The sequence below is a fragment of the Pedobacter sp. A2324 genome (assembly GCF_059693705.1).
In genome coordinates this window covers 613269-635033 of the sequence record NZ_JCASSK010000004.1, presented here as the reverse complement: position 1 = coordinate 635033, position 21765 = coordinate 613269, and the positions used below count along the sequence as shown (strand labels likewise).

The window sequence follows — 21765 nt, the reverse complement described above, 5'->3', positions numbered from 1 at the left end:
TTGGTATATGTACTTGCATCAATATCGGCTTGAGTTAATGTATGGGAAGCAGTCAAAGTAACACTTGTACCCGGAGCCAGACTAGAAACAGGAGAACCTGTAACCACGGCATTCGCATCGGTAATTACTAGATTGGTTAAGGTGACATTGCCGGTATTCTTGATGATAAGATCATAATTCAACACACCTCCAACAGCCGTTGGTACTGATCCAATCACACTTTTCACTAAAGTCACGGCACCCACTGGTGGAATCGTGGCTAGTGTTGGCGTATCATTAGTTTCAGTCGTTCCTGAAACATCCGTCACATCTGCTCCAGCTGGTGTTTTAGCGGTTACCGTTGCGGTGTTAGTATAAGTGCCTGCATCCACATCCCCTTGAGTTAAAGTATGGGATGCGGTAAGGGTAATGCTTGCGCCCGGAGCCAAAGTAGAAACCGGCGATCCAGTAACAATTGCATTGGCATCGGTAACCATCAGATTAGTTAAGGTTACATTACCTGTATTTTTAATAACCAGGTTGTAATTCAATACCTCGCCAGCTTTATTAGGAACAGTACCGCTAACCGATTTAACCAAGGTCACAGCACCCATTGGCGTAATCGTAGCCACTGTCGGTGTATCATTAGTCTCCGTCGTTCCTGAAACATCAGTCACATCTGCTCCAGCTGGCGTTTTACCAGTTACCGTTGCGGTATTGGTATATGTACTTGCATCAATATCGGCTTGAGTTAATGTATGGGAAGCAGTCAAAGTAACACTTGCCCCCGGAGCTAAAGTCGAAACCGGTGATCCAGTAACAATTGCGTTTGCATCAGTAACCATAAGATTGGTTAAAGTTACATTACCGGTATTTTTAACAACAAGGTTGTAACTCAATACCTCTCCTGTTTTATTCGGCACAATACCGTTAACAGTTTTCACTAAAGTCACAGCACCAGCCGGAGTAATGGTAGCTACTGTCGGCGTATCATTAGTTTCAGTCGTTCCTGAAACATCAGTCACATCTGATCCAGCTGGTGTTTTACCAGTTACAGTTGCAGTGTTGTTGTAAGTTCCTGCATCAACATCGCTTTGAGTTAAAGTATGGGATGCGGTAAGGTTAATGCTTGCGCCCGGAGCTAAAGTCGAAACCGGTGATCCAGTAACAATTGCATTGGCATCAGTAACCACAAGATTGGTTAAGGTTACATTACCGGTATTTTTAACAATAAGATTGTAATTCAATACCTCGCCTGCTTTATTCGGAACAGTTCCGTTAACCGTTTTGACCAAGGTCACAGCACCCGCCGGAGTAATGGTAGCCACTGTTGGCGTATCATTAGTGTCAGTCGTTCCTGAAACATCAGTCACATCTGATCCAGCTGGTGTTTTACCAGTTACAGTTGCAGTGTTGTTGTAAGTTCCTGCATCAACATCGCTTTGAGTTAAAGTATGAGCAGCAGTCAAAGTAATACTTGCGCCCGGAGCCAAAGTAGAAACCGGCGATCCAGTGACAATCGCATTGGCATCGGTAACCATCAGATTGGTCAAAGTTACGTTACCCATGTTTTTAATCACCAGATTGTAGTTCAATACCTCGCCTGATTTATTCGGAACAGTTCCGTTAACCGTTTTGACCAAGGTCACAGAACCGGCCGGCGTAATCGTTGCCACCGTAGGTGTATCGTTCGTCTCCGCCGTTCCTGAAACATCAGTTACATCTGATCCAGCTGGTGTTTTACCAGTTACAGTTGCAGTGTTGTTGTAAGTTCCTGCATCAACATCGCTTTGAGTTAAAGTATGAGCAGCAGTCAAAGTAATACTTGCGCCCGGAGCTAAAGTAGAAACCGGTGATCCAGTAACAATTGCGTTTGCATCAGTAACCATAAGATTGGTTAAAGTTACATTACCGGTATTTTTAACAACAAGGTTGTAATTCATTACCTCGCCTGCTTTATTCGGCACAGTACCGCTAACAGATTTCACTAAAGTCACAGAACCAGCCGGCGTAATGGTAGCCACTGTTGGCGTATCATTAGTGCCAGTCGTTCCTGAAACATCAGTCACATCTGCTCCAGCTGGTGTTTTACCCGTTACCGTTGCAGTATTGCTATAGGTACCTGCATCCACATCGCTTTGAGTTAAAGTATGTGAAGCAGTCAAAGTAACACTTGCCCCCGGAGCTAAAGTCGAAACCGGTGATCCAGTAACAATTGCGTTTGCATCAGTAACCACAAGATTGGTTAAGGTTACATTACCGGTATTTTTAACAATAAGATTGTAATTCAATACCTCGCCTGCTTTATTCGGAACAGTTCCGTTAACCGTTTTGACCAAGGTCACAGCACCCGCCGGAGTAATGGTAGCCACTGTTGGCGTATCATTAGTGTCAGTCGTTCCTGAAACATCAGTCACATCTGCTCCAGCTGGTGTTTTACCAGTTACAGTTGCAGTGTTGTTGTAAGTTCCTGCATCAACATCGCTTTGAGTTAAAGTATGAGCAGCAGTCAAAGTAATACTTGCGCCCGGAGCCAAAGTAGAAACCGGAGAACCCGTTACTATGGCATTGACGTCTGTAACCACAAGATTGGTTAAGGTGACGTTTCCAATATTTTTAACAACAAGATTGTAATTCAGTACCTCGCCTGCTTTATTAGGAACAGTACCGCTAATAGATTTTACTAAAGTCACAGCACCCGCTGGAGGAATGGTTGCTACTGTTGGTGTATCATTGGTCTCTGTCGTTCCTGAAACATCACTCACATCTGCTCCAGCGGGTGTTTTACCCGTTACCGTTGCCGTATTGCTGTATGTACCCGCATCAACATCTACTTGAGTTAAAGTATGGGATGCGGTAAGTGTAATGCTCGCACCCGGAGCCAGACTAGAAACCGGAGAACCCGCAACAATTGCATTGGCATCGGTGACTACCAAATTGCTTAAGGTGACATTACCTATATTTTTAATAACCAGGTTATATTTTAAAATACCTCCTGCAACAGACGGAATGGCTCCATCAATCGTTTTGACTAATGTTACAGCCGGTAAAATAGAAATATTAACATTCGCAGCTGCACTTTGAGCAGTTGGAAGTTCAGTACTGGTAGCAATGGCCACATTACTAATTTGTCCGCTTGCAGCAGTCGGGTTGCCATTGCTATTCAGATCACTTTGGAGCACTGTATAAGAACCTGTGTAAGTCCAGACTTCGTTCTTTTCCAGAATCTGATCTGTATTGCCGCCTGTTTTCGCAGGATTTGACAAAACACCACCAAGTAAAGCATCTGTAACGACAACATTATTTTGATTTGAATTCCCGGTATTTTTAACAACTATCGTATAAGGAATTACATCTCCAGCCTGGCTAACAGAAACCAACGGTGTTGTTTTGGTGATATTCAACGAAGAACAAACAGGTATAGTTGTGGTGATCGTAAATGCATTACCAACGCACCCTCCGGCAGCCGTGGAAGTTGGAGTAACAGTATAAACAATAGTCTGAATAGCATTGCTCTTATTTATCAGCGTCTGACTAATACTGTTGCCTGAACCGGCAGATGCACCTGCTACTTCTGGATTGTTGTTTACCGTCCATGTGAAAGCTGAAGGCACACTGTTTCCACCTTTACCTGTGTTATTCAGATTTGATGTTTGGATATTATAGTTAAGAACGCCATCACATGCTAAAGTAACGGCATCGCTGAAACCTTGCGGGCTTGGATAAATGGTTGCTTTTACTGCGGTTCTTAATGCACTTTCACAGCCATTTAACGTTTGCGTAGCATAATAGGTCGAACCATTCACCAGGGTGGTAGATGAAGCCAAAGTTGTTCCGTTAGCTGATGCAGAATACCATTTAACTGCTGTACCTGCCGCAACAAGATTAGCCACAGTAGCATGCTCAATCTCACAGAAAGTCTGATCTGATGCCGTTGGCGCTGCCGTTTTAGTGACCATTATTGTTACTTGCGATGTAGCCGGCAAACATGGGGTAATTTGTCCGACACTACTCACTGTAAAAGTTCCTGAGGCGGTAGGCGTTCCACTTATGATCAGCTTTTTGGCTACAACATCATTAACAGCAATCAATCCAGCCGGAAGAGTCGTGTAACTCACATCCGTGGCCGATCCTCCCCACGCAAATTCAATAGGCGTAATCGCGGTAGTCTCGCAAACTGTCTGGTTAACGTTTCCTGTCGTTGTTAATGTAGCCGAAGGATTGATATTTACACTTGCACTAACTGATGCCGGAGAACAGGTTGAGGATTGACCAAGAGTTGATACGGAATAGGTTCCACTGGTTGTTGGTGTACCACTAACAGTTAACACTTTGCCGTTTTTAGATGCAGTTAAACCCGCAGGTAATGTAGTATAGGAAACATCAGTTGCACTACCACCCCAGGTATAGGTTGAGGTTATCGATGTGCCCGCACAAACCGTTTGATTTTCGCCCGATGCCACCAACGTAGGCGCTTCATTTATTGTTACTGTTCCTGCTACACTCACAGCATTACAGGGGGTTGTTTGTCCCGTTGTGGAAACCGTATAACTTCCGCTAGCGGTTGGAATCCCGCTTATGGTTAAAGCACTACCACTCTTCGAAGCAGATAACCCAGCAGGCAAGGTTGTGTAAGAAACATCCGTTGCCCCACCACCCCAGGTATAGGTCGAACTAATTGCCGTTCCGGCACATACATTCTTTGTATTTCCACTTGCTGTAAGTGTTGGCGCCTGGTTTACCGTTACATTATAAGTGGAGGATTTCGGACCATTGGACCCATGGGCTATCGCAGTCACCGTCGCTGTCCCATTGAAGTCGGATGCCCAGGTTACTGTGGCCGTCGCTGTGCCCACATTTGACGCAGTCGTCATTGGCGAGGTGACTACCGTTCCTGCAGTATTTGGACTTACTGCAAAAGCCATAGAGGTGGCAAAAGCAGAACTTGCGGTATATGTATTCGCACCTGCTCCCTGACAGCGGATATTGTTTCCTGAAGTAAAAACAGGAGCTGCAACATCAGGGGCTATATTGATGGTTACGATAGCATCGTCGCACGTAAGCGTGCCATTAATAGTAGTACAAATGGAGTAAGTAAATGTATCCTGTCCGTAATATCCGGCGGCCGGCGTATAGGTTAACGTTCCATTAGCGTTCTTCACAATTGTACCGTGTGCTGATGAGGTAGGTACTGTATAAGACGACAATGAGGCTTGATTGTTAGGAATGTCATTATTTAGCACATCAATAACTATTGGCACGCCTAATGTTGTGGCCGCCAGATCGTCATTTGCCGTCACCAGCGTAATAAACTTTGTATTAAACGCCAGAAAAGCTGGATCGCTGCTGCCCCCGAGCTTATAACGCAGAACAAGCGGCTTCTGATAATTAAAGGAAGTAATCCCAAAAGCACTGGCATCGGCAGCCCATATCCGAATAGGTCTGTCTGTCTTAATAAATCCTGGCTGTATAACGCCAGTATTGGGGTTATAAAAATCCGGAAGCCAGTTACCCATGGATGATATTGCAGATTGATCTATACTAATTTTGTTCCCAACCAAAACACCATTAGCATCCTCAAAATACACTTCATCCAAAGCACCGGTCGCCTGAGCAACCTGCGTAATTACAATATCAGGAATACCGTCCCCTATCTGAGAATCATCAGCAATCGCACCGAAATTGAAACTCAAAGGCTGTGCAGTAGAAGGAATGTTTGTGATACATGAGCCCATATCCAATCCCCTGATTCCTCTTGTCAATATCTGGGATACTGTGACAGGAACAGAATATGGGTACACTCCTCCGTTATCTACGCCATCTTCCAGCTGACCTAGCCCTACAAAGTTCGATGCTGTACCTGGCAAGGGAATGTCTTTCACAGGAAATGCCTGATAGCTTCCAGCTGTAAAACTTATTTTTGTTGCAAGTAGTAAATCGTTAACTCCGGTAGAGTAATTTACACCATTCCACTTAAAGCCCAGCAGGTTATGCTTATTATCCGGTTGCACTGAATTAATCGCACCAACCGCAGACGTCCAGTACCCTTTGTAATCTGTGTATAAAGCAGTTGCACCATATTGCGCAGCAACTTCCGACCGCTCGAATACCATGAGCGATAAAAACAAGGTGATAACTCTAAAAAAATTGGATGATTGGTTTTTACAGCGTTTAAATTTATTCATTACTTCCTACCGGAAAGATTCCTTATATATAAAAAAAAAGACGTTACTAATAATACCAGATCAACTCATATGCATGCCAGACCATAAGTTTTGCCAGATTTCAACCATTCCACTATACACTGATAGTGAATATGTTCAGACAAGACATGGATTCAGGGGCTACATATAGGGGGACAAAAGTATATTTTACAATCAGGCAATGAATATCTCTTAACAAGCATTTCAAAAGCACATAAATACACTCTTTTCTGTATTACCAATACTACAAAGTAAATAAATAATGGTCTTATTTTTAAACGTGGTGGTGGGCACTGCGGACTTGCAACGTAATTATTTGATAATAATCAACAACTTTTAGTTCACAACTCATGTCCGTGGACAAAACAAACAGTTAAATGGTATTGCTTCGGAGTGAAGCGAATCACCTGATAATTTCAAAACCGTTCACGATGTTGCCGGTTCATCGTGTACATTTTGATGCAAGGCAGTATAGTTGGAAGTCGCGCGCTCTGCTAGGGCTTTCCTATAGTTACAGTTAAACTACCACTTGAATTTAGCGGGACATCATAAGCACCACGAGCAGATAGCTTTTGATTAAAGATCATGTAACGATCTGACGAATTCGCATCAACCGCCTGTTTAATCCTCAAGAGTGCCTTTGGGGTATTTTTTGTAGCGATGCCCAATTTTAAACTGACAGTTTTGGTTACCGCATTGTAGGTCGCCATTTCAATAGTACCTGCATCGGTTGTAATCCATAATCCGACAGGAGCAATAAATACCGCAGATTTAGCTGATGTATTAAGAACGACACTGATGTCGTTGTCCTTCTGTGTAATATTTCCTCCAAATGATAACCAGCCGAATTCATCGTGATTGATGAGGTAGGTTGCGGTGTTAACGGCATAACCAAAAAATCCGGATCCATAATCTCCTGAAATGCCATCATTCTCTAAAGTAGACGGGTAAGCATGAAATGCAGCAGGCGCGAAACCTTCTTGTGTTATATTCGAGATAGCCCCCAGCAAGCCTGCATAGCCTGCTCGTAAGAGATAAAAATCAGCGGGATTTTTTCGGTAATCGGTTAATACAGGAATCGCATTAAGTGCCGATCCATAGTGATGAATCATCCGCTCCACCCGTTGTAATTTTCCGCCATAAAGAAAATCCCAATACCTCCGGGCATTTCCATTGTAAGCCCAGTGTGGCACAACAGGCATATAGGCCAATATTGCATCTAGTGTAACTTTCGCCTTATCCTGGTAGCCAAAATAATCCGACCACATGTACACTTCCTCCTGCCCTGTCGAATCCCAGGGCATTTCACTACCAAACGGATATTCCAACGACCGCCAGTGATCGGCCCTTGCTTTCATCACTTTCTCAAGCTTCGCTGCCTCTTCCAGCATCCCCTCATTTTTAAGGTCATTCAGAATCAGGTAAAATACCGTTCCCTCCATTTGGCCAAACTGTGCATAGTAAGGTGCAATAGTTACCATAGCCAAACCTGTTTCTGCAGCATCAATTATATGTTGCTTCCAGCTGTTTGCATCCACCAAACCATTGTAGTTTCTTGCCAGACGATACAATACCCAGTGTGCAGCCGCAACGTGCGGGTAGTTGTAAGATCGCTCCAGGTTGTCCGCTTCCTTTTTAGGCCATGCCGACCAGGTTTTAAAATTCAACGTGCCTGAATACGTGTCTTTAGGAAGTGAGTCGGGGGCATAATAAAATAAGCTTTTCCGTACCCCATATTTTTTAGGACCTTCTTTAAGCTGAATTCTGCCAAACATTACCGTGTCCACAAAAGTCTTCAGTTTGTCAACCTCCATTTGATCAGGCCTAACCAATTGTTTCATGATTGCGCCTAACCACGATCCCGCACCTCCTTCATCACTTAGGCCAGCAATCCATGCCCTGTTATCTTGTCTAACCTGTTCCTTTTTTTCATTGTCATAGGTAATTACAGATGGGCTACGTTTAAAAATTGAATCTGGTTCACTAAACCATTGTTTCGTAGTCAAAAAATGGCCATAGCTATTGATCACATCCTCTTCAGATTCGATAACCTTATAGCTGATCGTCTGTATCAAACCGTCCTGATAGGTAACCGATAATCTTGCTCTGCCCCATGTCAACCCTTTCAACTGATAAGCTTTCCATCCGCTTTTGGTGGTTGGCAATGCTTTGATCTCAATAGCTTTATCAGGAAAAACGCTGATGGCTCGTACTTCCTTGGGGTATTTCAGAAAAAGCTTTCCATTTACATTTTTAGGCAGCACATAACCTGGTACAGAAATCGCTACCGGCTTATGAAGCTGAATCAATCGTGGCTCGGTGTCCTTTGCACTTCCTGAAACCACAAGCTGCAACGCATAATTTTTGGTTTCACCTGGCTTGATTACGGCTGATGTAGGGATGTTCCATGGGTTTGCATTTTTCCACTCATTTTCCGCAAATGCTTTACTGTGTACCATCCATTCGTAAAATCCTTCAAAGGCAATGCCCCGGGGTGTTTTATCGTCGTTTAATGGATTATAGGCTTCAAATGGAGTATTCTTTACCGGAATTACCAACAATGAAGGGGCTTGTCCGCTCAACCGGGTAACTTGCAAATAGCCGGCATCGTTTCCGATGTAAGGATCATAAAATACATTATTGGCATGGGTCTGCTCCAGCGTTCTCCCTTCCAGGATATTGTCAAAGATCATCGGAATACCAAGGGCACCGATCTCTACAGAACGTTCTGTTTTATTTTTGATCTGAAAGCGGAGCACCAGCTGGCCACTTTTCATCTCCCAAATTCTGGTGATCTGCAGGGGAATATCGGCTGGAAGCGTTGCATCTAAATTAGCCGCAGCGATTGTCTTTGGAAGTACAACATTTCTTACCGGATGTCTTTTAGCTGCCGTACTATAACTTTTCCAAGCGCTCTCGCCCGAAAAACGTAATCTTAAGTTAATATCGCCAAGATGATAAAGTCCATCGCTGCTTCGCACCTTTAAACTATCAGCAGGTATAAAATCGAAATTCCTGGTCGATTTAGGTTGCAAACCCGCCACAGTCTGTGAAGAATTTACCAATCTTAACGTTAAAGCGCCAGCATCAAATGTCGAAATGCCCTTCTCCAAACCTAAAGTTGATGGCTGTTTGGATAGTTTTTGCCAGGGTGATTGAGCAAAAGCCATTGCGCTAAACAATCCGCTGATGAATAAGATTAAGGCAATATTTCTATTAAATCTGATTACGCAGGGTAAATAAATGTTCTTCATAAATCATGGTGTGCAGTGCCGCACCTTCCATAAAAGTAGGCTTAAAATATCAAACGAGCCAATTTCGTAATCTACGGGTGAAAAAATGAGAAGAATGGGATTATATCAGATCAAATCCAACATCAAAAAAATAGAATAAGGGAGCAACCGAACATGGAATCATGCCCGCCGCTGGAAATTAACTGATAAGGAATGACGACTATTCCACTTTGTTATCTTGTGGCAACGATACAAAAACCTTTTCAGATCCTTTATTTGCAGGTGCCATTTGATAGAACAGAAACCAATAAGTAAATATCATGATCAGCAAACCTAAAAGCAGATTATAAATATCTTTATTTTTCATAACAGCTTCGTTACAAAAACAATGCCGATAAAAGCATTGAATTGAAATTGTTTTAAAAAAATGTAAATGATTTTATTCCTGTAAATAATATAGAATTTCATTTATCCAAAACGTGTGCAAACAACCAAACTAAAAACATTTCTGAGCATAATGTGTTTACAACGAATCAGAATAAGCTTTTTATGAATAACAATTTACCCCTTACCGTTAAGCGCACAATAGAGCTTATCGGGCTAATGGCACTGGTGACTGTACTCGTTATAGGTCGAGACATTATCATGCCTATGTTGATGGCTTTTTTCATCAGCATCATGCTGCTCCCGATCTACCGGTTTCTGAAAAAAAGAAAGTTCCCCGAGTCTCTGTCTATTATACTGCCTATTTTGCTGGTTGCAATTTTTGTAGCGCTAATTGTGTGGTTTTTTTCAAATCAGATTGGTGTACTGGTGAAAGATTTCCCACAAATCAAGGCAAATGTAACCCAGCATATCAATTCGCTAAGCGATTGGATCAGCAGGATTACCAAATACAATAGTGCCGACCAAAAAGCCTTTATACAAGATAAAAGTGATGACCTGATGAACATGGGAACCTCGCTTGCTGGTGGTGCAGCTGTCACCTTAAGCGGAATTTTTGTTTTCATCGGTCTTTTACCAATTTACATTTATCTAATGCTGTTCTATAAAGACATTCTCTTGAGGTTCATATTTATGTGGTTCAAAACCGATCATCACCCGAAAGTGAAAGAAGCAATCTTTGAAACCGAATCAATCATTAAAAGTTACCTTCTGGGACTTTTGATTCAAATCACATATATGACTATTCTTCTTGGTGGAATTCTGATGCTGATTGGTATTGAACATGCACTATTAATTGGAGTGATCTTCGCTATGCTCAACCTAATCCCTTATGTGGGTGCGTTAATTGGCAATATAATCGGCGTATTATTAACCCTCGCATCGTCACAGGAAATTGCACCTGTCCTGTATGTACTGGGCGTAATTGCTTTGGTTCAGTTTCTCGACAACAATATTCTAATGCCAAGGATTGTCGGATCTAAAGTTAAAATCAACGCCTTGTTCGCCATCCTTGGTGTGTTTATTGGCGGAACTGTTGCAGGCGTTTCAGGAATGTTCCTTGCATTACCAGTTATTGCTGTTTTGAAGATTATCTTCGATCGTACAGATATGTTCAAACAATGGGGTGTTCTGCTGGGCGATGAAAGACCGGCGAAAAGTCCGATGACATTTTCCAGCTTCAGGAAAAAGAAGCCGGTACCTGTTAAAAGCGGTATTGAAAACGAATAATTAACAAGTTATATATTATGAAAAAAGCATATCTAATCTTAAGCACCATTGCAATTTTGCTTTCCGCATGCGGCTCAGATGATAAAAACAAAGTTAACGAAAGTGATACTACGCTTTTATCTGAAAAAACCAGCGCGGCAATAAAAGCTGATCCGGTTACCGGGACACTCAGATTAAACGGTGAAGCTAAACTTGGTCAGCCCATTAGCATAAAATTCTCAGTATATAATAATACTGATACTGTGGTCAAATTCTGTAAATGGCATACGCCTTTCGAGAAATTGTCAAGTAAATACCTTGATGTTGCATTTGAAGACCATACTGACATTAGTTACCTGGGGCCGATGGCCAAAAGAATGATGCCCCCACCTGCTGAAAGCTACACATCTTTGAAAAAAGGTGACAGTACAAGCACAGATTTCAATCTTGCAGATGGATATGCCATTACAAAAGCTGGTTCCTATACCATCAAATATAACGCAGCAACTGTTAGCGGCATAGTAGTGCCTGACAGCTTGAAAATCACTGTAGTAAATTAATCTTTATGTAATGTAATTAAAACCATTTACATGCATCTAATGTTGAGTTAATACATAAAAACGAAAAACATGGGACTATTAAAAACAGCTATATTAGGTGCTGCAGTATATGCAGGGTTTAAATACGTAACCAAAAAAGATCCGGTTACAGGAAAATCTATCGTTGATGATCTCAAAGATAAAGCTCCGGAATGGAAGGAAAAAGCTAACGATTACAAACGTGAATTCGAGGCTAAACTTTCGTATGCGAAAGATGACCTGGGCATTTAAACCGCTCGCATGGGAATAAGAAAGGTCGCCGTTGGAAAAAACCAGCGGCGACCTTTTATTTTTATTCAGGCATGGTAAACCTTAAATATCCAGCTGGCCTACATCCGTTCCGGCGATATGATTCCCAATATCAACATACCGGAATTAATGATATCAGCAGTTTTTTTGCAAAGGTTTAAACGAAACTGTTTTGCTTCACCTGCCTCAGTTTTCACAATTGGTGGAACTTCGTGGTAGAATTTATTGAACAATTTAGCAAGTTCGTATAAATAATTTGCCAAACTTGCAGGACTATAAGCCTTCGCAGCGATGGCAATCTCAGCCGGATATTTGGCCAATTGCAAAATCATTTCAAGCTCCACATCAGAAATACCAGCAAAGCCAGAATCATTAACAGAAAACCGGTAATCCGCTTTTGCTAATAAAGATTTTATCCTGGCATGTGTATATTGAATAAACGGACCAGTATTGCCTTGAAAATCAATACTCTCCGCCGGATTAAATAATAACCGCTTTTTAGGTTCCACCTTTAAAAGGAAATACTTCAAAGCACCTAAACCAATATTCTTATAAAGTGCTTCCTTATCTTCTTCTGCAAAATCATTTGTTTTACCCAATTCCTCAGTTTTTTCCCTGGCAGTAGCAACCATGCTTTCAATCAGCTCATCAGCATCCACTACAGTTCCTTCACGGCTTTTCATTTTACCATTTGGCAAATCAACCATGCCATAAGATAAGTGATATAAACCTTTAGCCCAACTTTTACCCAGCTTCTCCAGAATGAGGAACAATACCTTAAAGTGGTAATCCTGCTCGTTACCTACCACATAAATCGACTCGTCCATATTGAAATCATCGTGTTTCATTTCTGCAGTACCTAAATCCTGCGTAATGTAAACCGACGTTCCGTCTGCACGTAACACCAGCTTCTGGTCTAAGCCATCTTCAGTTAAATCTATCCAAACAGAACCATCTTCTTTTTTAAAGAAAACACCTTTTGCCAAACCTTCTTCAACGGTACCTTTCCCAAGTAAATAAGTGTTACTCTCATAGTAAAACTTATCAAAATCAACACCGAGGTTTTTATACGTCACATTGAAACCAGCATAAACCCATTCATTCATGGTTTTCCAAAGGGAAACCACTTCTTCATCCCCCTGCTCCCATTTCAAAAGCATTTGCTGAGCCTCTTTAATCAGTGGTGCATTCTTTTTTGCTTCTTCCTCTGTTTGTCCTTCAGCTTTTAATCCGTCAATTTCTTTTTTGTATTCTTTATCGAAGATTACATAGTATTTACCAACCAGATGGTCGCCTTTTAAGCCTGAGCTGTCAGGTGTTTCACCATTGCCCCATTTCTGCCAGGCTAGCATAGACTTGCAGATATGGATTCCCCGGTCGTTTACCAGATTAACTTTAACAACATCATATCCGTAAGCTTTTAACAATTCTGACACCGAATAACCCAGAAGGTTATTCCTAACATGCCCCAAATGCAGCGGTTTGTTGGTATTTGGCGAAGAATACTCAACCATTACCTTTTTACCATTTGAAGGATAAATGCCGAAATCCGGAGACAGAACTTGTTCGTTGAATTGTTTAAGAAAGTAGCTTTCAGCAATACTTAAGTTGAGAAAACCTTTGACCACATTAAACCCGATAATGTTCTCTACGTTAGTTACCAGATATTCCCCAATTTCGGTTGCCGTTTGCTCAGGCGATTTCTTAGATATTTTAGTAAAGGGGAATACAACAATTGTTGCCTGTCCTTCAAATTCTTTGCGGGTTTCCTGTATATTGATTACACTTTCAGCAACTTCTTCATTATATATTTCAAAGATTGCCTTCTGTGCTTCAGTAATAATAAAATTCATGGGGTAAAAATAGGGATTAAAGCGGAAAGCTGAAAGACCAAAGCTGAAAGACTCGGGCAATAAAATAATCCCTGTACTTGCTACCTGATATCCGCCACTTGATACTACATAAAATTCTAATAGCTTTGTAACAACTAACTTATTTATGAGCGAGCAGAATACAGATTTTAAAGTAGGCGTAAACACCGAAATTGGCCGGTTACGTAAATTATTGATTCATAGTCCCGATAGCGGCCTTGGAAAGGTAGTACCTTCTAAGGCGCAAGACTGGCTGTTTGAAGATATTGTACATTTAGATACCATCCGAAAAGGCGAATACGACTACTATATCAAACTGTTAATGTATTTCCTTGATCCCGAAAAAATAAAAGGAAAGCTTGCACATATCGATTCGGAAGAGGGAAACCGGAATTTCTTCAAACCCAATCATCCTGATTTCCATCATTCGAAATCTGTCATAGAAATTCAGAATCTATTAAGCGAAATGTTGGAAAATGAATCGATCCGGAAAAAATTAGTTGCTGCTGTTTGTGCCATTGAAGGCTGTACCTATAAGGTTCAGATACAGCTTACAAACACAGATCCTAAAGAGCTTGCTGAAATTTTTATATCCGGCACGCTTGCCAATGATACCATGATCTTTGCACCAATTCCCAATCTGATATTTACCCGTGACGTAGGTACAACCATAAATAACCATATTCTTTTAAATAAACCTGCAAAAAAAGCACGGGTCCGCGAAACACTTTTAATGCGTTATATTTTCTTTAATCATCCCCTGTTCGCAAATTATCAGGATAAGGTGCTGGAAATCCCCGACGTAACCATGCATTTCCTGCGCCCGGGTGATGAACCCGCTTTCAGTACCACTTTGGAAGGTGGTGATGTGATGATGGTAAGTCCGAATCATGTGCTCATTGGCTGCAGTGAGCGTACCTCTGAACATGGAGCTAATGAAGCGATAAAACTGCTTTTTGAAAACGATGTGGTAGAAAAGGTCACCGTAGTTAAAATACCAAGTAAACGTGACTATATGCACCTGGATACTGTATTTACGCAGGTGAAACGCAATACCTGGGTAATACTGAATTCAATTGCGCACTCACCGAAATATAATCCTTTTGAACCCATTAATTTCTTAAAAGAACCTGAAAAGCTTGAAGCGACCACAGCAATTCAGTTTACCAAAGCTAATCCTCAGGCACCCAAACATTTTGAGCATGTAGAAGCTTTATTGAATGACATCAGTCAGAATGACCTGAAAAGCAATGAGCCAACCAAAATCATCTACAGTGGAAACAATACCTTTCCATATGATTCCAGGGAACAATGGACCGATTCGTGTAACCTTCTCGCAATAAAAGAAGGAGTTGTATTAGGATACGATAGAAACGACAAAACGGTAGAAGCTTTCAAAGCCGCCGGCTTTAATGTTGTTGATGTGAAAGATTTAATTCAGGACTTAGAAGCTGGTAAAGTAGATATCGAAACCATTACGGATACATTAATTTTAATGCCATCAGCAGAACTCTCCCGCGCACGCGGAGGCTTTCACTGTATGAGCTTACCAATATTGAGGGATAATTTAAGTTAAAGAAAACATAATGCAAATAACAAGCCACCTCCTAATGATTCGCCCTGTTGATTTTAAGTTCAACGAGCAAACTGCAGAAAACAATAAATTCCAGGTAGCCTCTCAACACGCTAATGTGCAGGCACAAGCGCTAAAGGAATTTGACAATTTTGCAGAATTATTGAGAAATAACAACGTTGATGTGATGGTAATTGATGACACGCTCGAACCGGAGACACCTGACTCAATTTTTCCAAATAACTGGGTTTCATTTCACGAAGACGGATCGGTTTATCTTTACCCTATGTTTTCCGAAAACAGAAGACAGGAGCGCAGGCAGGACATCCTGGATGAGCTAAGTAAACAATTTGACATCAAACACGTCAACGATTTAAGTTTTTATGAATTTCAGGAGGCCTATCTTGAAGGAACAGGCAGTATGGTGTTGGATCGGGTAAACAAAATTGCCTACGCCTGCCTAAGCATCAGAACAGATGTAAGTGCGCTGAATAACTTCTGCCAGCTGGCTGAATATAAATCGGTGATTTTCCATGCTGTTGATGGAAGTGGATTTCCGATCTACCATACCAATGTGATGATGTGTATCGGAGATCGCTTTGCCGTGATCTGCCTTGAATCGATTCCCAATCAGCACGAAAAAAGCTTCTTGAAACAGGTACTGAGCAGTACAGGTAAAGAAATTATTGAAATTAGCCTTGAACAGATGAATCATTTTGCAGGCAATATGCTACAGGTTTCGAACAAAGACGGGGGAAGTTTACTGGTGATGTCGGCCCAAGCCTATAATTCACTGAACAATGAACAGATCCAGGCACTTGAAAAATACAGCCGCATCATTTATTCAGCAATAGATACAATCGAAACAAACGGTGGCGGAAGTGCCAGGTGCATGCTAGCAGAAATCCATTTGCCTCAAATGTAAGCAGGATCATTTGCGCTATTCCGATAAGTTTTGCTACTTTCGCCGAAAATCTGAATAGCAATATGTCTTTAGCACAACAACTACAAACACGGTCTGGCAATAAATGCGAGTTGTGTACTTCAACTAACCACTTATCTGTTTATGAAGTACCGCCAACGAGCAATCCAAACGCCGACAATAGCATTCTGGTTTGTAATATCTGTTTAAATCAGATTGAAAAAAGAGAACAACTTGATGCCAGTCACTGGAAAGCCTTAACAGAAACCATGTGGTCGGAATTTACGCCCGTACAAGTGGCAGCATGGAGAATGTTAAGTCGTTTAAGAAACGAAGGCTGGGCAGCTAATAGTTTAGATATTCTGTACCTGGATGATGAAACTTTAGAGTGGGCTAAAAAAACTGGTGATCACGAGCAGGATGGTACAGTAGAGTTCCACCAGGATAGTAATGGAACCCGGTTATACGAGGGAGATACCGTTGTGTTAGTCAAAACACTGGATGTAAAGGGCTCTACCCTCACTGCGAAGTTGGGTACAGTGGTCAAAAACATCCGACTGGTTCACGATAATACGGAACAAATTGAAGGTAAAGTAGAAGGCCAAACCATCGTAATCCTCACCAAATATTTAAGGAAAGGTTAAAATTCTTAGCTCATTGCGGGTTACAAAACAATCTGTTCTAGAAGAGAGATTGCTTCGTACCTCGCAATGATAAACAGTTATTTAACGACGCTCGTATAAATTTACCAAACCGGCGGTGCATAAAAATTCTGGAGGTTTTCACAGTTAAAACCATATCTGGTTAACAGGGAAACCGCATCACCAATTTTATCAACACTCGAGTCGATTCTTAAAATTTTATCTGAATCAGTCAGATCGACACTCCAGGTAGCGCCGGAAAGTAAATTATTCAGGTGCTGAGCAATCTTATTCAGTTCAACTCCTGTTTGAATGTTCGTTTTGAAAATTGAGATCATGATGTAGAATTTAATCGTTTTTGTTAAGGTTTAGAGGGGTAGACGGTTGAGTAGCGGAATTACTTTAAAAAAAATGAAAATAATTAGCAACGCATTTTTCCTATGCTCCGTTTCCTTACCGTAAAAATATTTTCAATAAAGATTAATTCTCGATTTAAAATTACATTTTTGCAAAAATTATTAATAACTAAATGCAGAGTTACTCAGAATTTCTCGATCTAAGCGTTGGCTTTCCGCAGGAAGGCTTTGATGTGTTGGATGATGAATTATATTTTCAGGACTTAAACCTGATGGAAATGATTGAAACCTACGGTACTCCCCTACGTTTCACATACTTACCGCTGGTTAGCAAGAAAATTCAGCAAGCGAAGATTCTTTTCCAGACTGCCATATTAAAGAATAATTACCGTGGCGATTACAAGTATTGCTATTGTACCAAAAGCTCGCATTTCAGACACATTGTTGAAGAAGCACTGAAGAACAATATTCACCTTGAAACTTCCTCTGCTTTTGACATGCCAATGGTAGATGCCCTTGAGAAGAAAGGTCACTTAACAAAAGATACCACCATTATCTGTAATGGCTTTAAAACTTATCAGTACAAGCAATATATTATCGATATGTTGCACGACGGTTATAAAAACATCATCCCGGTTTTAGATAATAAGGAAGAATTTAACCTGTATGATGATGAGGTTGAAATGGAAGAACCTTGTAACCTGGGTATCCGGATTGCTGCAGAAGAGCAGCCAGATTCCCAGTTCTATACCTCCCGTTTAGGGGTACGTATGGAAGATGTAATCGATTTTTATAATAATAAGATCGTTCACAATCCAAATTTCAAAGTGAAATTACTTCACTTTTTTATCAATTCGGGAATAACCGATTCTCCTTATTACTGGAATGAACTGGAAAAATATGTAACCCTATACTGTAAATTCAAAAAAATCAATCCTGATCTTGATACGCTGGATATTGGTGGAGGTATGCCGTTCAAAGATTCACTGGTGTTCGATTTCGATTACGAATACATGGTAAACGAAATCGTGAAACGGATTAAGGAAATCTGTGCTATTCACGATGTAATGGAACCAGATATTATTACTGAATTCGGTAAGTACACTGTGGCAGAAGCCTCCGGAATTTTATATAAAGTATTAGGGCGTAAGCAACAAAACGACCGTGAGCGTTGGTTAATGCTGGATGGTTCTTTCATTACGAATTTACCTGATGTTTGGGCATTAAATCAAAAATACATCCTTCTTCCAATCAACAACTGGGATGCTGAGTACGAGCGTGTCAATTTAGGTGGTATTACCTGCGATGGTCAGGATTACTATAACCAGGAAGCCCATATGAATAGCGTATTTATGCCTAAAACCCGTAAGGTCCAATACCTGGGTTTCTTTCATACCGGTGCCTATCAGGAGGTATTGAGCGGTTACGGAGGTATTCACCACTGTTTACTTCCAAGTCCGAAACACGTGCTAATCCGCAGGAACCGCGATGAAAGTTTCAACTTCGAGGTTTTCGGAGAAGAACAAAATAGTAAGCAGGTATTGAAGATTCTGGGTTATTAACCTGGTATAATAAAATTTTACATTAGAAAGCGCTGGGTAATCACTCAGCGCTTTTTTTGTTCATTGGTCATTATGAGGTACGAAATATTTCTTTGCCTTATTTTCTTTATTAACTTAGCAGACAGTTAAAAAACTACCACATTATGAAATTCGGACAAGTAGAAGACCCTTCCATTATAGATTTCACCCTACCGGCAGATGCGCCGGAAACAGCCGCAATTTTAGCTGCAAATAAACCCAAACAAAAGTTTCATGCATCTGTGGGTTGTGCAAAATGGAACAAAGCTGATTTAAAAGGTTTTTATCCAAAAGGAACCAAAGATGAGTTGACCTATTATTCTACTCAATTCAATTCAGTCGAACTTAACTCTACTTTTTATGGCATGCCAGTGAGCGATCAGGTAATTACCTGGAAAGAAAAAACACCTGCTGACTTCAGGTTTTTCCCCAAATTAACTAATACCATAAGTCATTTCAAAAGGTTAATCAACGTTAAGGAACCTGTTGAACAGTTTTGTGATGCCATCAGCAACTTCGAAGACAAGCTAGGAATGGCCTTTCTTCAGCTGCATGATAATTTTAAACCAAAAGATTTTGACCGTTTAAAAATAGTGGTAAACGAATTTCCTAAGGTAATTCCCCTAGGCGTAGAAGTTCGAAACAGAGAGTGGTTCTCCAATACAGCCATCGCAAAAGAGTTTGCCCAGCTATTTGAGGATACTGGCATAGCCAATATCATTGTGGATACTGCCGGACGCAGAGATATGCTCCACATGCGCCTTACCACGCCGACAGCTTTTGTACGCTATGTGGGTGCCAATCACGAAAGCGATTATTCCAGATTAGATGAATGGGTAGACCGTATTGTAAGCTGGAAAGAACAAGGACTTCAAAATCTCTATTTCTTTGTTCACCAGAATGTAGAGTTAGCTTCCCCCCTTCTATCTGCCTATTTTATTCAAAAATTAAATAAAGCCATTGGAACAGATTTGAAGATTCCGAAAATGGCTGATGACAAAACCCCACCAACTCTATTTTAAGAATTAAAAAGGTCTTGCGATATTAAAACAGCAAGACCTTTATCATTAGTTAGCCACCTGTAAACGTTGCCGTTTATATAATATAGCGCTGGCCAGGATTAAGCCTAGCACCACAACTCCTAAACTAAAAGGAAAAAGATAGTTCATACCAAATCCTGTCGATATTGCACCCAGCAAAGGCCCGGTAATGCCTAAAGAAAGATCAATAAATAGGCCATAATTCCCCAAAGCCGATCCCTGACTGGATGCTGCAACCAATCGAACAGCTTCTACCCCAAGTGCCGGAAAGACAAGAGAAAAACCCAATCCCGCGATTCCTGCACCGATAAAAGTAAACGTCGGATTTACCGACAAGGCAATGATGCTTAACCCGACCACTTCCATGCTTAAGCAGGCAATAGCCGTTTTCATACCACCATACTGATCAATGGCCCTGGCAAAAATTAACCTGCCCAAAACAAACATCACACTAAAAATCGACAGGCAGAATACCGCACCGGCCCAGTGTAAATAAGAATAATAGATAGTGATGAAGGTAGAAATCGCTCCAAAACCTATTCCGCCTGCAGCTAAACACAAGCCGTAGGGCGTAACCTTTTTTAATACATGCAAAAATGACTGAGGGGCCTCTTTACTCATTCCAATAATATTCAACTTGCTATTCGCATAAGCCAGACCAGCAATACCTATCAGAATAATAAATATGGCTATATACTCAATGCCAAATGCATTACTGATCAGCACGCCTAGAGGAGCACCAGCAGCGAGTGCACCATAATTACCAATTCCGTTGTAACTGATGGCCCTGGCTGTATGTGCCGGGCCCACTTTGAGTATTGCCCAATTGATCGGACTCGCGCCAACCAAACCTTCTGCAAAACCGGTAACCAGTCGCATTATTACTAGAAGTATCAAGCTTAGCATCCTATACTCACTTAAAAAAGCGACAGCTAACAACACCACACCGCTCAGAATAAAACCAGCCATACTCATTAAAACGGCAGGCTTAGGCCCCTTCTTGTCTACAATTTTTCCAGCAAAACCACGAAAGAGAAAAGTCGCAGCATACTGTAAACTGATGACTACTCCGGCAACCATTGTGCTATAAGCCAGGTTGGCATGAAGATACTGCGGCAATACCGCTAGTGTCAGTCCAATCGTGAAATAGCCTAAAAAAGTGAAAGCCACATAACTCACGATGGTTAAGTTAATATTTTGGATGACGGATTTTTCGGATTCGGAAGGCATAACAATAATTGAATTGCTAATTTCCTTAAAATCCTGCAATAGTACAGGCTAAAATTAAGAGTTTGACTTTCAAAAAACAGTTAGTGTATATTTAACACGAACCTACCTGTTGTAGCCGTTGATAATCCGCCTCAATCGCTTTGGTTTCTTCCTCTCCCGGCATAATATTATAGGCCGAAACGATAATATGGTTTTTATCAATAATCTCCAGCTCTGTACGCCAGCCAAAAAGCTGATCGCCATATTCCGGGTTTCCCCATGAACCTGTTATGGAAAAACCATTCGCTGTGGCATCCCCGGTGGCCTGCATAATCTGCGTTCCCATATGAAAACTGTCAATCCAGGCGAAAGTGAATTTTTGATAAGGAATATCGAAACCTATTATCATTTTACCTGACAGTGGTTTCCCATTCAGGCTGCTGACGTAGTCATAAGAGATGAAACGACCTTCTAGACTAGCCGAAATTTCAGCTTCAGATGGAGATTCGTCAGCAAGTACATCTGGTTCAAACCAGGTTTTAGTTCTCCCGGTCCACTTTCCAACCAAATCATTGAGTCTATGGTGAGCACCATCAATTATTGATTGCTCAAATTTGTTCTTTGACATATTCAAATATAAAAAATATTGCGTCAATC

General features: G+C 41.2%; 14 protein-coding genes. 8 read left to right on the top strand and 6 right to left on the bottom strand.

Going from position 1 to position 21765, the window contains the following annotated elements; translation table 11 throughout:
- The coding region (locus tag AC570I_RS15295) for a CLIPPER-2 domain-containing protein (protein ID WP_497406128.1) at positions 1–6092 on the bottom strand (6092 nt) is incomplete at its 3' end.
- A gap of 584 nt (positions 6093–6676) precedes the next feature.
- On the bottom strand, positions 6677–9436 hold the full coding sequence (locus AC570I_RS15290) for a DUF5695 domain-containing protein (RefSeq protein WP_497406127.1): 2760 nt from the start codon (positions 9434–9436) through the stop codon (positions 6677–6679).
- Positions 9437–9964: 528 nt separating this feature from the next.
- Between AC570I_RS15290 and AC570I_RS15285 the strand changes: the two genes are divergently transcribed.
- From AC570I_RS15285 to AC570I_RS15275, 3 genes are all read left to right on the top strand, one after another.
- Positions 9965–11089, top strand: coding sequence for an AI-2E family transporter (locus AC570I_RS15285; RefSeq protein WP_047799535.1), 1125 nt, complete (start codon positions 9965–9967; stop codon positions 11087–11089).
- 17 nt (positions 11090–11106) lie between these two features.
- On the top strand, positions 11107–11628 hold the full coding sequence (locus AC570I_RS15280; RefSeq protein ID WP_497406126.1) for a protease: 522 nt from the start codon (positions 11107–11109) through the stop codon (positions 11626–11628).
- Positions 11629–11697: 69 nt separating this feature from the next.
- Entirely contained in the window at positions 11698–11898 is a 201-nt protein-coding gene (locus AC570I_RS15275; RefSeq protein ID WP_497406125.1) for a YtxH domain-containing protein, read from the top strand.
- A gap of 98 nt (positions 11899–11996) precedes the next feature.
- Here AC570I_RS15275 and argS read toward each other — a convergent pair whose 3' ends face one another.
- The gene (gene argS / locus AC570I_RS15270) at positions 11997–13769 is read right to left on the bottom strand and encodes an arginine--tRNA ligase (protein ID WP_497406124.1); all 1773 of its coding nucleotides are present in this window, start codon (positions 13767–13769) and stop codon (positions 11997–11999) included.
- Between the two features lie 145 nt (positions 13770–13914).
- Here argS and AC570I_RS15265 point away from each other — a divergent pair, with 145 nt between their 5' ends.
- From AC570I_RS15265 to AC570I_RS15255, 3 genes are all read left to right on the top strand, one after another.
- Positions 13915–15363 (top strand): arginine deiminase family protein, encoded by a 1449-nt coding sequence (locus AC570I_RS15265; RefSeq protein WP_497406123.1) that lies wholly within the window; start codon positions 13915–13917, stop codon positions 15361–15363.
- Positions 15364–15373: 10 nt separating this feature from the next.
- Positions 15374–16285, top strand: a complete 912-nt coding sequence (gene ctlX / locus AC570I_RS15260) for a citrulline utilization hydrolase CtlX (protein WP_497406122.1) — start codon at positions 15374–15376, stop codon at positions 16283–16285.
- 62 nt (positions 16286–16347) lie between these two features.
- The gene (locus tag AC570I_RS15255) at positions 16348–16926 is read left to right on the top strand and encodes a PhnA domain-containing protein (protein WP_497406121.1); all 579 of its coding nucleotides are present in this window, start codon (positions 16348–16350) and stop codon (positions 16924–16926) included.
- Between the two features lie 101 nt (positions 16927–17027).
- Here the strand turns inward: AC570I_RS15255 and AC570I_RS15250 are convergent, their stop codons facing one another.
- Complete coding sequence (locus AC570I_RS15250; RefSeq protein ID WP_047799112.1) at positions 17028–17261, bottom strand: hypothetical protein; 234 nt, start codon at positions 17259–17261, stop codon at positions 17028–17030.
- Between the two features lie 191 nt (positions 17262–17452).
- Here AC570I_RS15250 and AC570I_RS15245 point away from each other — a divergent pair, with 191 nt between their 5' ends.
- On the top strand, positions 17453–18841 hold the full coding sequence (locus AC570I_RS15245; RefSeq protein ID WP_047799113.1) for an arginine decarboxylase: 1389 nt from the start codon (positions 17453–17455) through the stop codon (positions 18839–18841).
- Positions 18842–18984: 143 nt separating this feature from the next.
- Positions 18985–19881 carry a DUF72 domain-containing protein gene (locus AC570I_RS15240; RefSeq protein WP_497406120.1) on the top strand — a complete coding sequence of 299 codons (897 nt, stop codon included), beginning with the start codon at positions 18985–18987 and terminating at the stop codon, positions 19879–19881.
- A gap of 45 nt (positions 19882–19926) precedes the next feature.
- On the opposite strand, the gene AC570I_RS15235 is transcribed toward AC570I_RS15240, so the two are convergent.
- Together AC570I_RS15235 and AC570I_RS15230 are read right to left on the bottom strand one after the other, a co-directional pair.
- Positions 19927–21129: an MFS transporter gene (locus tag AC570I_RS15235; RefSeq protein ID WP_497406119.1), complete on the bottom strand. Its 1203-nt coding sequence runs from the start codon at positions 21127–21129 to the stop codon at positions 19927–19929.
- A gap of 91 nt (positions 21130–21220) precedes the next feature.
- Complete coding sequence (locus AC570I_RS15230) at positions 21221–21736, bottom strand: DUF1579 domain-containing protein (RefSeq protein ID WP_497406118.1); 516 nt, start codon at positions 21734–21736, stop codon at positions 21221–21223.
- Positions 21737–21765 lie beyond the last annotated feature (29 nt).

Bases quoted from the DNA above. Each gene is read 5' to 3' on its own strand.
- AC570I_RS15255 (WP_497406121.1), top strand. From the start codon at position 16,348: ATGTCTTTAGCACAACAACTACAAACACGGTCTGGCAATAAATGCGAG.
- AC570I_RS15265 (WP_497406123.1), top strand. From the start codon at position 13,915: ATGAGCGAGCAGAATACAGATTTTAAAGTAGGCGTAAACACCGAAATT.
- AC570I_RS15245 (WP_047799113.1), top strand. From the start codon at position 17,453: ATGCAGAGTTACTCAGAATTTCTCGATCTAAGCGTTGGCTTTCCGCAG.
- AC570I_RS15250 (WP_047799112.1), bottom strand. From the start codon at position 17,261: ATGATCTCAATTTTCAAAACGAACATTCAAACAGGAGTTGAACTGAAT.
- AC570I_RS15290 (WP_497406127.1), bottom strand. From the start codon at position 9,436: ATGAAGAACATTTATTTACCCTGCGTAATCAGATTTAATAGAAATATT.
- AC570I_RS15230 (WP_497406118.1), bottom strand. From the start codon at position 21,736: ATGTCAAAGAACAAATTTGAGCAATCAATAATTGATGGTGCTCACCAT.
- AC570I_RS15235 (WP_497406119.1), bottom strand. From the start codon at position 21,129: ATGCCTTCCGAATCCGAAAAATCCGTCATCCAAAATATTAACTTAACC.
- ctlX (WP_497406122.1), top strand. From the start codon at position 15,374: ATGCAAATAACAAGCCACCTCCTAATGATTCGCCCTGTTGATTTTAAG.
- AC570I_RS15275 (WP_497406125.1), top strand. From the start codon at position 11,698: ATGGGACTATTAAAAACAGCTATATTAGGTGCTGCAGTATATGCAGGG.
- AC570I_RS15280 (WP_497406126.1), top strand. From the start codon at position 11,107: ATGAAAAAAGCATATCTAATCTTAAGCACCATTGCAATTTTGCTTTCC.
- AC570I_RS15285 (WP_047799535.1), top strand. From the start codon at position 9,965: ATGAATAACAATTTACCCCTTACCGTTAAGCGCACAATAGAGCTTATC.
- argS (WP_497406124.1), bottom strand. From the start codon at position 13,769: ATGAATTTTATTATTACTGAAGCACAGAAGGCAATCTTTGAAATATAT.
- AC570I_RS15240 (WP_497406120.1), top strand. From the start codon at position 18,985: ATGAAATTCGGACAAGTAGAAGACCCTTCCATTATAGATTTCACCCTA.